At 35.5% G+C, this 13925-nt stretch carries 16 protein-coding genes; 7 read left to right on the forward strand and 9 right to left on the reverse strand.

Annotation, left to right across the window (positions count from 1 at the left end):
• From PXD56_RS18250 to PXD56_RS18270, 5 genes are all read left to right on the forward strand, one after another.
• Positions 1 to 648, forward strand: coding sequence for an NADH:ubiquinone reductase (Na(+)-transporting) subunit D (locus tag PXD56_RS18250; RefSeq protein WP_276494762.1), 648 nt, complete (start codon positions 1 to 3; stop codon positions 646 to 648).
• A 20-nt stretch (positions 649 to 668) separates the two neighbouring features.
• Positions 669 to 1430, forward strand: a complete 762-nt coding sequence (gene nqrE / locus PXD56_RS18255; RefSeq protein ID WP_276494763.1) for an NADH:ubiquinone reductase (Na(+)-transporting) subunit E — start codon at positions 669 to 671, stop codon at positions 1428 to 1430.
• A 2-nt stretch (positions 1431 to 1432) separates the two neighbouring features.
• Positions 1433 to 2740 (forward strand): NADH:ubiquinone reductase (Na(+)-transporting) subunit F, encoded by a 1308-nt coding sequence (gene nqrF / locus PXD56_RS18260; protein ID WP_276494764.1) that lies wholly within the window; start codon positions 1433 to 1435, stop codon positions 2738 to 2740.
• Positions 2741 to 2815: 75 nt separating this feature from the next.
• Entirely contained in the window at positions 2816 to 3178 is a 363-nt protein-coding gene (locus tag PXD56_RS18265) for a hypothetical protein (protein ID WP_036156123.1), read from the forward strand.
• Positions 3175 to 4185 carry an FAD:protein FMN transferase gene (locus tag PXD56_RS18270; protein ID WP_276494765.1) on the forward strand — a complete coding sequence of 337 codons (1011 nt, stop codon included), beginning with the start codon at positions 3175 to 3177 and terminating at the stop codon, positions 4183 to 4185. Before PXD56_RS18265 ends, PXD56_RS18270 begins: the two co-directional genes overlap by 4 nt.
• Here the strand turns inward: PXD56_RS18270 and PXD56_RS18275 are convergent, their stop codons facing one another.
• Genes PXD56_RS18275 through gpmI form a run of 3 tightly spaced genes read right to left on the reverse strand, consistent with a single transcriptional unit; the run spans position 4186 to position 7326 of the window.
• Positions 4186 to 4950 (reverse strand): class I SAM-dependent methyltransferase, encoded by a 765-nt coding sequence (locus tag PXD56_RS18275; protein ID WP_276494766.1) that lies wholly within the window; start codon positions 4948 to 4950, stop codon positions 4186 to 4188. It abuts the gene before it with no gap.
• A gap of 9 nt (positions 4951 to 4959) precedes the next feature.
• Positions 4960 to 5778: a type I methionyl aminopeptidase gene (map, locus tag PXD56_RS18280; RefSeq protein ID WP_276494767.1), complete on the reverse strand. Its 819-nt coding sequence runs from the start codon at positions 5776 to 5778 to the stop codon at positions 4960 to 4962.
• Positions 5779 to 5808: 30 nt separating this feature from the next.
• Positions 5809 to 7326 carry a 2,3-bisphosphoglycerate-independent phosphoglycerate mutase gene (gpmI, locus tag PXD56_RS18285; RefSeq protein WP_276494768.1) on the reverse strand — a complete coding sequence of 506 codons (1518 nt, stop codon included), beginning with the start codon at positions 7324 to 7326 and terminating at the stop codon, positions 5809 to 5811.
• A gap of 223 nt (positions 7327 to 7549) precedes the next feature.
• Here gpmI and PXD56_RS18290 point away from each other — a divergent pair, with 223 nt between their 5' ends.
• Positions 7550 to 7942: an ankyrin repeat domain-containing protein gene (locus PXD56_RS18290; RefSeq protein WP_276494769.1), complete on the forward strand. Its 393-nt coding sequence runs from the start codon at positions 7550 to 7552 to the stop codon at positions 7940 to 7942.
• Between the two features lie 200 nt (positions 7943 to 8142).
• Positions 8143 to 8529 carry an ankyrin repeat domain-containing protein gene (locus PXD56_RS18295; protein WP_276494770.1) on the forward strand — a complete coding sequence of 129 codons (387 nt, stop codon included), beginning with the start codon at positions 8143 to 8145 and terminating at the stop codon, positions 8527 to 8529.
• Between the two features lie 106 nt (positions 8530 to 8635).
• Here the strand turns inward: PXD56_RS18295 and PXD56_RS18610 are convergent, their stop codons facing one another.
• From PXD56_RS18610 to PXD56_RS18320, 6 genes are all read right to left on the reverse strand, one after another.
• Entirely contained in the window at positions 8636 to 8803 is a 168-nt protein-coding gene (locus PXD56_RS18610) for a DUF6747 family protein (RefSeq protein ID WP_338088474.1), read from the reverse strand.
• A 137-nt stretch (positions 8804 to 8940) separates the two neighbouring features.
• Positions 8941 to 9711: a M48 family metalloprotease gene (locus tag PXD56_RS18300; RefSeq protein WP_276494771.1), complete on the reverse strand. Its 771-nt coding sequence runs from the start codon at positions 9709 to 9711 to the stop codon at positions 8941 to 8943.
• A 39-nt stretch (positions 9712 to 9750) separates the two neighbouring features.
• The gene (locus PXD56_RS18305) at positions 9751 to 10485 is read right to left on the reverse strand and encodes a M15 family metallopeptidase (RefSeq protein ID WP_276494772.1); all 735 of its coding nucleotides are present in this window, start codon (positions 10483 to 10485) and stop codon (positions 9751 to 9753) included.
• Positions 10486 to 10614: 129 nt separating this feature from the next.
• Entirely contained in the window at positions 10615 to 11787 is a 1173-nt protein-coding gene (locus tag PXD56_RS18310) for a T9SS type B sorting domain-containing protein (protein WP_276494773.1), read from the reverse strand.
• Between the two features lie 4 nt (positions 11788 to 11791).
• Positions 11792 to 12952: a hypothetical protein gene (locus PXD56_RS18315; RefSeq protein WP_276494774.1), complete on the reverse strand. Its 1161-nt coding sequence runs from the start codon at positions 12950 to 12952 to the stop codon at positions 11792 to 11794.
• Positions 12953 to 12955: 3 nt separating this feature from the next.
• Positions 12956 to 13925: hypothetical protein (locus tag PXD56_RS18320; protein ID WP_276494775.1), on the reverse strand; the 970-nt coding region annotated here is incomplete at its 5' end.

Here is a 13925-nt window from a genome sequence, read left to right on the forward strand (position 1 = left end):
ATGGCACTACTATCAAAAAAAGATACAAATCTTATTACGGATCCGTTAGCGGACAATAACCCTATTACTATACAGGTATTAGGTATTTGTTCCGCATTGGCAATTACTGCAGAGTTAAAAGCATCCTTAGTAATGGCTGTTTCGGTAATGTTCGTTTTAGGAGCGGGTAATGTGGTAATTTCTTTAATGAGAAATATCATTCCTTCAAAAATTAGAATTATTGTACAACTAATTGTTGTGGCAACATTAGTAATTATTGTGGATCAGGTACTAAAAGCTTTTGCTTATGAATTGAGTAAAACCTTAGCGGTATTCGTTGGTCTTATTATTACCAACTGTATTATTATGGGTCGTTTTGAGGCGTTTGCATTGGCAAACGGACCATGGCGTTCATTTTTAGATGGTATAGGTAACTCTTTAGGTTACGGTGTAATCTTGATTATTGTTGGTTTCTTTAGAGAGCTATTAGGTTCTGGTACCTTATTCGGTATTCCGGTTTTAGGAGATCCAATCGAGAAAACAGGTTTATACGCTACGGGCTATGAGAATAATGGTTTTATGATTATTCCGCCTGCGGCATTAATCGTAGTTGGTATCATTATTTGGGTACAACGTTCAAGAAATCCTGCGCTTGTAGAAGAAAATTAAACGACATTTAAGTAGAAATTATGTTAGAACATGTAGAATTATTTTTTAAGTCCATCTTTATCGATAACATGGTATTTGCCGTGTTCTTGGGGATGTGTTCTTATTTAGCGGTATCCAAAAAAGTGGCTACTGCGGTTGGTTTAGGTGCTGCTGTTATATTCGTATTGGCTGTAACGGTACCAATGAACTGGTTGCTAGATAAGTATTTGTTGCAAGACGGAGCCTTAGTTTGGTTAGGGCCTGAGTATGCTGATTATAACCTTAGCTTTTTATCTTTTATCTTATTCATTGCTACCATTGCAACAATGGTACAGTTGGTAGAGATAGTGGTTGAGAAATTTTCACCTTCTTTATATAACTCGTTGGGTATATTCTTACCGTTGATTGCAGTAAACTGTGCAATTCTTGGTGGTTCTTTATTCATGCAGGCAAGAGAGATAGAAACTTTTGGTTTAGCGTTTAATTACGGTGTAAGCTCTGGAATCGGTTGGTTCTTGGCAATTTTAGCAATTGCTGCCATACGTGAAAAAATTAGATACAGTAATGTTCCTGCTCCTTTAAGAGGTTTGGGTATCACATTTATTATTACTGGTTTAATGGGTATTGGTTTTCAAAGTTTTGGTGGTATGTTAACCGGTGGCGGTGAAGAAACTGAAGAGGCTAACGAGCAAGTAAATCAGGTAATTCAACCAGAAATGGTGACTCCTGTAGAAGAAGTAGTAGTAGATAAGAATGAAGAAATTGACGAAAAAGTGATTTCTTATAACGACGTAAACAAATAAATATGATTTTAGCTGCAAGTACTGGCGGAACAATACTAATAACTGTTGTCGCATTTCTAATACTGTTGATGGTGTTAGTGGCATTGCTTCTGTTTACCAAACAAAAACTTTCTCCATCTGGTCCAGTGACCATTACTATTAATGGAGAAAAGAAAATTGAAGTTGCTTCTGGTGGATCTTTATTATCTACTTTGGGTAACCAAAAAGTGTTTTTACCATCTGCCTGTGGTGGAGGTGGAACATGTATTCAATGTGAGTGTCACGTACTTTCTGGTGGAGGCGAAGCTTTACCAACGGAAACACCGCATTTCTCTAAAAAGGAATTGAACCACGGTGCGCGTTTAGCTTGTCAAGTTAAGGTGAAGCAAGACATGGAGATTACAATTCCTGAAGAGGTTTTCGGAATTAAGAAATGGCCTGCAAAAGTGGTTCGTAATTATAACGTTGCATCTTTTATTAAAGAATTTGTAGTTGAGATTCCTGAGGATATGGGCTACAAAGCTGGTGGTTATATTCAAATTGAAATTCCTGAGTGTGAGGTTAAATATTCAGATATTGATATTACAGCACACCCAGAGGAGCATGAAACTCCTGATAAATTCCAAGCTGAATGGGATAAATTCAACCTTTGGCCTTTAACAATGAAGAATCCTGAAACGGTTGAAAGAGCGTATTCTATGGCTTCTTTTCCTGCAGAGGGTAGGGAGATTATGTTGAATGTACGTATTGCTACTCCACCTTGGGATCGTGCTAAGAATGGTTGGATGGATGTGAACCCAGGTGTTGCATCATCTTACATATTTAATCTTAAACCAGGTGATGATTGTACTATTTCTGGACCTTATGGTGAATTCTTTATCAATGAGTCAGATTCAGAAATGTTATACGTAGGTGGTGGTGCAGGTATGGCACCAATGCGTTCTCATTTATATCACCTTTTCAAAACATTGAAAACTGATCGTAAAGTTACGTATTGGTACGGTGGTCGTTCAAAAAGAGAATTATTCTATTTAGATCACTTTTATAAATTAGAAGAAGAATTTCCTAATTTTAAATTCTACTTGGCACTTTCAGAGCCTCAAGAAGAAGATAATTGGAAGGTGAAAGAGAATATAGACGCTCCGGGTGATGGTTTTGTTGGTTTCATACACAATTGTGTAATTGATAATTACTTAAGCCTTCATGAGTCTCCAGAAGATATTGAACTTTATTTCTGTGGTCCGCCATTAATGAACAAAGCAGTTCAGAAAATGGGTGAAGATTTCGGTATCCCAGATGAGCATATACGTTTTGATGACTTTGGAGGGTAAACCTTATTAAGTCTTAGAATTCATAAAAACTAACCGATATGTAATGTATCGGTTTTTTTATAAAAAATAGTTAGCATGCATGTATTAACAGAACAAGAACTTCATAACTTGGCAATGAATATTGTTGGTAAGCAGTTAGAGGAAGCAGGTTTTGAATTTTTAGCCGTAAATAGTGAATTACGTAAAAACCCACAGTTTGTCTGTACAAAAGATAAAAAAATGCGCTTTGTAGTCGTTAAGGCAATTGAATACCCTGGCGACCCAAAGGATATGGATTTTTTTATGTCGGATCTCAAAAAAATGAAGGATCACGCCATAAAATTTGAAGCTACTACATTTTATGCTGGTGTAGGTTTGGTCAATGCTACTGACCATAATTTGCCAGTTTATTTAGATGAGGAATATATTGTTGATTATGATGGTTTAGTAGAGATATGAGGAGATATATTATAGTGATGTTTTTGGCGATTGGTTTGTTTCAATCGTGTAAGGAGAATAGTAATGGAGTTAGAAATGAAAATGCAGGTGGTGCTTTAGGTACTTCTTACAGCATCATTTCAATTACTCCTGATAAATTAGATTTACAACAAGATATAGATTCTGTTTTTGCGGTAATCAATCATTCTTTATCTACTTATATACCTGAATCTGATATTTCTAGAATAAATAATGGTGATAGTACGGTTGTCGTAGATAAGATGTTTAGAGAGGTGTTTAAACTATCTAAATCGATACACCAAGAAACCAATGGATTCTTTGACCCTACAGTTGGCACCCTTGTAAATGCATGGGGATTTGGACCAGAGCAAAAAATTTCAATGGATAGTCTAAAAATAGATAGTTTGTTGAATTTCGTTGGTCTGGATAAAATTACATTAGATGCTAGCAATCATTTAATAAAAACAAACCCTAATATCTATTTAGATTTTAATGCCATTGCAAAAGGGTATTCAATAGACAGACTTGCAGCCATGTTAGACGCTAAAGGTATTGATAATTATCTAATAGAAGTTGGAGGGGAATTAGTTGCAAAGGGAAAAAATACCATCAAGAATAAATCTTGGGTAGTAGGTATAGATGATCCTGAAATGCAAGTAAATAGGTCTAGCAAAATATTGATAAACCTAAATGATAAGGCATTAGCTTCTTCGGGTAATTATAGAAAGTTTAGAATAGACGAAGAAACAGGTAAGAAATTTGTTCATACGGTTAATCCAAAAACTGGATATACTCAATTGTCTAATACACTTGCAGTAACTATTTTAGCAGATAATTGCGCAACTGCAGACGCATATGCAACAGCTTTTATGGCGATGAACATAGACGATGCTTTCAGGCTTATAAGTGAAAATGATAGCTTAGAGGCTTACATTATTTATCTAGATGAAAATGGGGAAACGCAAGAATATTTAACTCAGGGATTTAAAGCGCTTGTGGTTGAATAATTATTTTTTTACGAATGGGATTATCTCTCCTTGCGCTAAACGATATCTATTAATATCTTCTTGACTCATAAGCTTGGTGTAATCTATCTCTTCAACGGTAAAGCCAATACTTCGTAATTTATCAAAGTAATCTCTACCGTAAATGCGCACATGATCGTATTGACCAAATATTTTGGCTCGTTCCTCTTTATCGGTTATGCTGTCGTCTTCAAAAGTTTCTTCCCGGCTTAGGTCTTGAGGAATTTGAAAAATACCCCATCCACCAGGTTTAAGAATACGATATAGTTCAGACATTGCTTTTGTGTCATCTGGAATGTGCTCTAAAACGTGATTACATAAAATGACATCAAATTTATCATCCTCAAAAGGAAGATTGCATATATCTGCTTTAACGTCGGCTAAAGGTGAATTTAAATCTGTAGTAACGTAATTTAGATTACTTAGTTTTCTAAATCTTTTATAGAAAGCTTGTTCTGGCGCAAAATGCAACACATGTAGATTAGCCGTGAAAAAATCTGTTTTATCTTTTAAGAATAACCATAATAAACGATGGCGTTCTAAAGATAGGGTAGAGGGGGAAAGTACATTTTCTCTAGGACTTTCATACCCGTAAGGCAAAAAGCTCCTAAAAGTATTGCCATCAATAGGATCTTCATAGGTATTGCCTCTGTAGTATGCCTTAAAAAAAGGTTTTACCAGATAGCTAAGTGAGATTAATACAGGCCTTGGAACAAGGTTAAGAAAAAATTTAAAAATTTTCTTCATCCGTATTTCTTAACTATTAAGGCTAGATGAAGTAAATTCATCTTCCTCATCGCTTACAATACCTAAAGCTTCATAAATATATTTAAAAGTAGATAGTAACTCTGGTTTGCCGTTTACTATAGCTACATCATGTTCAAAATGTGCACTAGGCTTGCCGTCTGCAGTAAGAATTGTCCAACCATCTTTTAGTTGTTTAATATTCTTAGTTCCCATATTTGTCATAGGTTCAATGGCAACGGTCATTCCTTCAATAAATTTCTTTCCTCTGCCGCGTCTACCATAATTTGGCATTTCTGGTCCCTCGTGCATTTTTCTGCCTAAACCATGACCTACTAATTCGCGAACAACACCATAGCCGTGATCTTCAGTGAATTTTTGAATAGCATAGCCAACATCTCCCACACGATTACCTACTTTAAATTCGCGTATGCCAACATATAAAGATTTTTTAGTAACCTCTAACAGTTTTTTAATTTCAGAACTAACTTCTCCCACTTCAAAAGTATAGGCGTGATCTCCGTAAAACTCATTTTTCAAAGCTCCGCAGTCAATCGAAATAATATCGCCCTCAACTAACGGTGTGTTATTCGGTATGCCGTGTACTACTTGAGCATTAGGACTCATACATAGAGAATTTGGAAAATCATACAATCCCAAAAATCCTGGTATGGCACCATGGTCGCGAATAAATGTTTCAGCCAAAGCGTCTAATTGGAGTGTAGTAACTCCTGGTTTTACCTCAGAGGCAATCATTCCTAATGTTTTAGAAACGATCAATGCGCTTTCACGCATTAATTCAATTTCTTCGGCTGTTTTTAATTTAATCATAAAACTAATTACTTTCGGTTGTACCCAAATTTAAACCAATGAATTTTGGGTCATAAATTTTGATTTCTCTACACCCATCAATTTTAAAATTGTAGGTGCTATATCTCCTAAAACTCCATCTTTAATTTCATGAATATCTTTATCAACTAAAATTAATGGAACCGGGTTGGTGGTGTGGGCCGTATTCGGCGTACCATCTTCATTTACCATTGTTTCGCAATTACCATGATCGGCAATTACGATTACGGAGTAATCTTTTTCTATAGCGGCCGTGATAACATCCTTGGCGCATTCATCTACTGTTTCGCAAGCTTTTATAGCAGCTTCCATAACACCTGTATGACCTACCATGTCAGGGTTTGCAAAGTTTAAACAAACAAAATCCACATCTCCTTTTTGAATTTCAGGTATGATTTTATCCCTGATTTCATATGCGCTCATTTCTGGTTGAAGGTCGTAAGTAGCAACTTTTGGTGACGGACATAAAATACGAGATTCGCCTTCAAATGGAACCTCTCTACCACCGTTAAAAAAGAAAGTAACGTGCGGATACTTTTCTGTTTCGGCAATACGTATTTGTTTTTTACCTGCATTAGCTAAAACCTCACCTAAGGTTTCAACAATATTATCTTTATTATAAACAACGTGTACGTTGTTGTAAGATTCGTCATAGTTGGTTAACGTAACATAATACAAGTTAAGTTTGTGCATGTTTTGTTCATGCATGTCAACCTGACTTAACACCTGTGTTAATTCTCTACCACGATCCGTTCTAAAGTTGAAGAAGATAACAACATCGTCTTCTTTTACAGATGCCACAGGTGTACCATCTGTATTGGTCATAACAATGGGTTTTATAAACTCATCAGTTATATCCGCATCATAACTTTTTTGAATAGTTTTGCCAATATCAGTAGATTTTTCACCTTCTGCATTTACAATAACATCATAAGCTTCTTTAACTCGTTCCCATCTTTTGTCACGATCCATTGCGTAATATCTACCTATAACGGTGGCTAGTTTTGTGTTTTTATCAGCACCATAATGTACAATATCCTCTAAAAAACCTTTTCCACTTTTTGGGTCAACATCTCTACCATCTGTAAATGCATGTAAATACATGTTTTCAACGCCAGATTCTTTACCTGCAGAAATTAATCCCTTAATATGATTGGTATGGCTATGAACACCACCATCACTTAAAAGACCTAAAAAATGAACATTTTTATTATTCTTTTTAGCATATTCGAAAGCATCTTTTAAAACAGGTTCTGAACTTAAAGTATTCTCTTTAACCGCCTTGTTGATTTTTGCTAAATCTTGGTATACGATTCTACCGGCACCTAAATTCATATGGCCTACCTCACTATTACCCATTTGCCCTTCAGGCAAACCTACATTCATACCGTCGGTAAGTAGGTTAGAGTTAGCATATTTTGTATATAAACTGTCTATAAACGGAGTATTGGCTTTATCTACGGCAGATACAGATGGGTTAGGAGACTTACCCCAGCCATCTAATATCATCAAGATTACTTTTTTGTTCATCTTCTTAAGGTTTTAGGAGTACAAAAATACTATGTTCTACCTAGTTAAGCTACTAGATGACCTACCTTTTTTAATTTGAAGACATAACGCAACATTTTTTCAATTTCGATGAAGATTTGTTTGTTAAAGTTTAGTTATAACATTGTTAAAGGATGAAACAATTAGTGCTAACTGGCGTCTTTTAAATGTACACTATTGTACTCATCAATTAAAATCAATCATCATGAAAAAAGTAATTCTAACATTATCTATGGTAGCTCTTACCATGGGTACTACAGTAATGGCAGCAGAAATGGCAAATCTTTCAACGACAACGAATATTAATCTCGTCTCTAGGGTAGATATTAGCTCATTTTGTAAAGCGGTAATAAAGGGCGATTTAGAAACCGTGAGTCGTTTAATAGATTTAGGGGAAGATGTAAATCAAAAATCTTTAGGAATGACACCTGCAATGTTTGCTGCGCGATATAATAAAGTTGAGATATTACAAATCTTAATTAAGAATGGAGCTGATTTAAAAATGCAGAGTAGTCAAGGACATACGGCAAAACGTTATGCTGAATTATCTAATGCAGCCGAAGCTCTTGAATTAATAGAAACATCAATAGGAGGTTAATTGTATTTTTAAAGGTTCATACAAGTTTAAATCATAACCCTACACTCCAAATTACACATGAATTTGGTTGTAGGGTTTTTTATTATGTTTAGTATTTGTTAAATATTTACTATTTCTTTCTTAAAATCATGTTATTTATATAATTAGATATGTAAATTTACGTTATCAATAAAATCATCACTAAAAACAACATAAAAATTATGAAAAATTCAATTTCAATTTTATTATTTATTAGCGTGTTTACATTAACAGGAGTTTATGCGAATAATGCTAATCTTATCAATGTAACGGAATCAACAGCTGTTTCAGTCAATGATGAAATTAGTTCATTATGCAAGGCGGTAATGAAAGGAGATGTTGACCAAGTAAGAAGTTTAATCGCTATAGGCGAAGAATTAAATGAAAAATCTTTAGGGCTAACACCGGCAATGTACGCTGCCAGATATAATAAGGCAGAAGTATTAAAGGTGTTATTACTAAACGGGGCTAATTTAAATATTAAAAGCGACCAAGGTTATACCGCTAAGGATTATGCTAAAATGTCTAATGCTAAGGATGTATTAGATGTGATAAAACAAGATTCCTAATTTAAAAATAAGAATCAAAAAAAAGGCTCATTGAAATCTCAATGAGCCTTTTTTAATACTAATAATTCTACTCCAAATAGTGTTCAGGTAAAAGAGTAAAAACGCATTAAAAATCAAATCCATTTGCTGCTCTGACAACAAACGCATACAGTGCCGAAAATATCATTAAGGCACAAAATACAGAGTAGACTTTTAAAAGTGTAACCAATACTATTGGTCTACAGTTTTCAAATGCCTGCACGTACAAGTTTCTGAAATGTGTAATTGTTCCCATTATAGTGTTCTTCTATGATTAAATCATAGCTATAAAAGGTAATTGATAAATGGTAAAATAAGCTTGGGACTTCGGCAAATGTATACAAATATATGTATCAAGTATTGTCGTCTAGGCCAAGTGTATAATAAATCCGATTAACCTTGATTTTTATACTTTTCTATAGCTTCTTTAATTTTTTCAATTCTATTTTCAGGATCAGGGTGTGTGCTTTGAAACTCAGGAGTACGGTTTGGTCCACCTGCGGCTTTTAAAATTTCCATTACCTTAATCATTTCATAAGGGTCATAACCAGATTGAATCATAAATAGTACGCCTAGTTCATCACTTTCCAATTCATCACCGCGACCATTCTTTAATAACGTATTTTGACCAATACTTCCTAAAATACTACCCATATCTCCGGCACCAACAGTTGCTCCCATGGTAGCGGTTTGCCATGTTTGGCTATCTGCTATTCTTTCTGCAGAATGTCTGCCGATCACATGCCCTATCTCATGACCAAGAACTCCAGCCAGCTGAGCTTCGTTAAGTTGAGAAAATAATGCGTAGGTAATAAAACATTGTCCTCCTGGTAAAGCAAAGGCATTTATAGTTTGATCATCCGCCAACAAATGGAAATCATATTGATACGGAGTTTCACGTGCAATACTATTTTCAACTAATTTATTGCCTACAGATTCTACAAAAGCCTGTAGACGTTGGTCAGGGTACAGACCTCCATGTTGTTGTGCCATTTCTGGAGCACTTTGTAAACCAATAGCAATTTCTTGATCAGAAGACATGGTAATATGTTGCGAACGACCTGTATATGGGTTTTCTTCGGTATTGCTGCATTTTTGTATAAATGCAAAGGCAACAATAGCCAAACCGATAAAAATTCTAATTTTCCAACTTCCTCTGCTCATAGTAATGTCTTATAGTACAGGCTGTAATGTACGAAATGCTTATAATAAGTTTCTATTAATGTCTAATATATTATTTTGAATGTATGATTTTAAAAAGCTCATCGTAAAATTATCGGCACCATAAAAGTCTTCACGGATAAGAATAGAAGCTATGTTCTTACTTCTATACTGTTCTAACATTGGTATTGATAATGGAGCGTAGCTGTAATGCCATGGTTCGTATTTAAAACCTCTTCTCTTTGGTTCGTTAGTATACACTAGGAAAAACCCGTAAGTTTCAGAATTTTCATCCATCCAGTTTTTAAAGTCTACATAAGGACCATCGCCTTCATATTTATGAGGAACCAAAACATCCCCGTCCACTTTTCTATAACCATCAACTACGTCAATGTCAGTACCCCAATGGTGTCTGCTAGTACCTGGTATGGTACTATATTCTATGATTTTATTGATAGCATCTGTTGGGTTCATGCCATCATCATCTGTGTATTTTAAATATTTACGCTCAAAAATGGCTTCTTGTCTATCGTAACTTCTAAAGCTTGAAACTATTTTAAGATCAATACCATCTTTGTAAGCTGCTTTTTTCATTTCTAAAAATGCATCATGGGCTTCTTTTCGCAGGTTAATACCTTTGCCGTACAACTCAATATCTTCTTTGCCCATGAGTTCTAAAATACCGTATTCAGTTTCTTCCTGTATAAAGAAATTTGGAGCAAGGGCTAGCGCTAAAGCTGCCGAACTACTTCTATTGATAAATGTTCTTCTCTGCATAATTGTATATTGTGTTATTCAGTGCAAAAGATTTGCCAAACTATACCAAAAGAGAAAAACTTTTGAAAGTTGTAAATCATGCAATCTTAAGGTAAAAGTAATAAATATTGGATTGAGTTGGATTTAACATCAATTTTCTTGGTATGTAGTGAGGTATAAATACCCTTGATGTTTATAATTTAAATCATTCAGTTTTACAATATAAAAATATATGCCTGAAGGCAGACCGGTATTTTTGGAAACCAAACCATTTACATTAGAAATACCCGTAAACTGATTGCTGTAACCATTCATTGAAAAAACAAGTCTACCATACCTATTGTAAATTTGTAATTCGTTATTAGGTGACCCTTCAAGGCCTTCAATTTCTAAAAAGTCATTTATACCATCACCGTTAGGGGTCATATAATAATTATCTAACATAATGTTATCTAAGACTCCTAAGAGGTCAGAGTTACCACCTATGGTTATAATTTCGTAATCACTAGGTATAAATTCTTCAGAAGTAACTGAGCCGTTAATAAAATCTCCTTCAACATTTGTATTGCCTAGATCAACCCAAATTTTATCGATGACACTCCAGCCAACCACTTTTATGTCTGTAATGTCTTCGCCGAATAAATGAGCATAACTTTCTTCGTCCCAAGTTAAGGTCACTTTTGAAGGTAGCATACTCTCTAAATGCCAAAATTCATATTCGCTAATAGCTAATGCTTCGTTCTCTTTAATGAACGTACTAAAGCTTGTTCCAAAAACACTTGGTGTGTTTGGGTCTTCATAATAGTAGGCAGATTTTGCATAATCGTTAGGGCTAATAGATTCAATGCGTAAAGGACGAATTTTATCGAAATGTCCAATAGGGAATGTAAAATCAGACTTGTTGCTTGTAGCAGCGTATCCATCAACTTTTGTAAAATTAGATTCTCCTGTGTAAAAAGAATCGTTTAAAAAATTGATGTTCACTTCAGATGCGGCTCTAGAGGTAACGATGTCCCCTATGATAAAGTTTGCGTTATTTTGAATGCCAACCGTATTATCAATATATAGGTCATTATCTACTGCAACCTCAAAATCATAAAATATCGGGTTAGACCCACCTGATATAGTCAAAGCTTTATCAAAAGAGTAAAAGCCGACGAGACCTTTATTCTGATTAAAAGCTCCGTTGTTTATCACATCCATATGAAAACCAACAAGTCCGTCATCATGAATCTGAATATTACCATAATTATGCACGGCATCTTGCGCTACAATGGTATATTGTAGTAGTAAGAAGCCAAGTATGATTTTAATTATTTTCATGATTTTAATAGGTCATTGATATATTAGAAATTGATGCATCTACACTGTGGTATGATGAGTCGAAATACAATGGGTTTGTTGCTTTTTTAGAGGAAGAAAATATAACGATATCATTCCTTAAATATGTGACATTGCCCAAACAATCAATGTTTATAGAAAGTTTGTCTCCGGCAGAATATCCGCTTACGTAACCCAAACTTGCGCCGTTTTCTCTAATCTGAATGTTGCTATTGGTAACCATATACATGGCGTAGTCCAAATTAGTGTACGATGCACTGGTATGTGGCGTAGTGCTTAGACCGATCATGACATATTTGTTAGATTGGTCAGCTGTCCAGTCTAAATGTCCTCCATTAGTCGGGTCTATAGATTGTGCGGTGGAATAACCTTGGGCGTTCCAACCGGCAGTAGCCGTCTTGGTTAAGTTGTTACCGTCATAGGTCATAGAACCTGTCAATACCATATCTGAAATGGCTATGTTATTGGTGGTTAAAGTTGATGATGACTCCAATACAAACCCACCTGATAAAGTACTTGCACCTGCATTGTTGGTTACTGAAATATCGTAATTACCATAATTAGAACCAGAAGTAACATTTGCAGTTATTTGAGTAGAACTGTTTATAACTACAGAATTTACGGTTTGCCCTGTAATAGCTACTGTAGATGCTCCGTCAAAGTAAGCACCTTGAATAATTACGTTCTTTGTTTCATTTAATCCGAATTGAGAGCAATTACCCGTACCGGCATCAGAATTTGATACAATAGGGGAGTTGCCAGGTACCGTAGGAAAAAAATCTACATCTGGATCAACACCATTGGAAAAAGTAAAAGACCCATCAGGATTTGATGTAAAAGTTGGTTTGATCGATGAAACAATATATGGGTCTGCAGATGTACCTGTACCCACTATATTTACATTTCCATCAGATATAATTTTTGTCTCGTTACCCTCTGGGGTAAGTTTCTGCCAAACACTTCCTGTAAATTGATACAGAAATTTATCATCTGAATTGTAAATCAATGATCCCTCGTGCGGGTCAACAATTGCATTGATTTCTGCCAAAGTGGCCGAATGTATGGCTACAAGTTCACCTGCGGTAGGTGCTTGGGAATATCCAAGACCTGTTGCTATAATGAATAATATGAATACTATTTTTCTCATCTTCTATAAATCTAAAACGGTAAACATAAATTCAGAATCAAACCTTGTACGATCTGTACCACCATTATCGTTATCTCCAATAATGACCTCAAAACTTGTTGCAGTTTGGTTGGAGTAAGAGATACCGGGGTCATCATTACCGGCACCACCTCTACCAGGTTGTGATAATTGTATAATGTAATCTGCATCAGAAACTGAGCCTGCAGGCAGTGTTACTCTATAATAACCTACACTAATTCTTGCTACTGTTACACCTGCGGTTGCTCTAGTAACTGTTCCTGTAGAACTAATTTTGCCTATTGCTTTAACAGGGTTGTAGTTATCTACCCATTCCGTACCTGTTGCAGTTGAGGTAAGTACTTGCCCGGCAGTACCGGCAGAATCATTCTCATCTAATACCGCACCTTCTAATTCTAAGGTTTCGTTTACAATTACAGATGTGGTGCCAGAAGTTTCTTCCACCTTTAAGGCTTCAATTGCTCCTACTGTAAAAGCTATTTCGTCTGCAGCTGGTCTAAATATACCTGTATTGGTGTCATTAGAAAATCTGTATGAAGGTTCATTTACCGTTCCGTTTGAATTAAGAATTCCTTGAGAACGTATAGCACCAGAAACTTCTAATTTATTAGAAGGTGTATTGGTTCCAATACCCAAACTGTTACTACCGCTATTCCAGAATAATTCACCGTTATTTTCTGTTGGAGTTCCATCAGTGTCAGCAAAGAAAACTGAACCTGTTGTACCTGTTAATTTATATCCTGAAAGGTCTACTTCGTTGGTGCCCGTTGCAGGGTTGGTTAGCGTCAGAATATTGGAAGTGGCATTCAGGTTCAAGTCTGAAAGTTCGTTCGTTGCCGAAATATCCTCGTCCGCAAGAATGTGGGCATCCACTTTATTGTCTACCGCTGTAATATCCGCAGATTCCTCAAGAGCGGAAAGGTCAACGGTAACGTCGTTACCGCCTTCAATGTTA

This window comes from Maribacter zhoushanensis, from assembly GCF_029350975.1.
Lineage (GTDB): Bacteria > Bacteroidota > Bacteroidia > Flavobacteriales > Flavobacteriaceae > Maribacter > Maribacter zhoushanensis.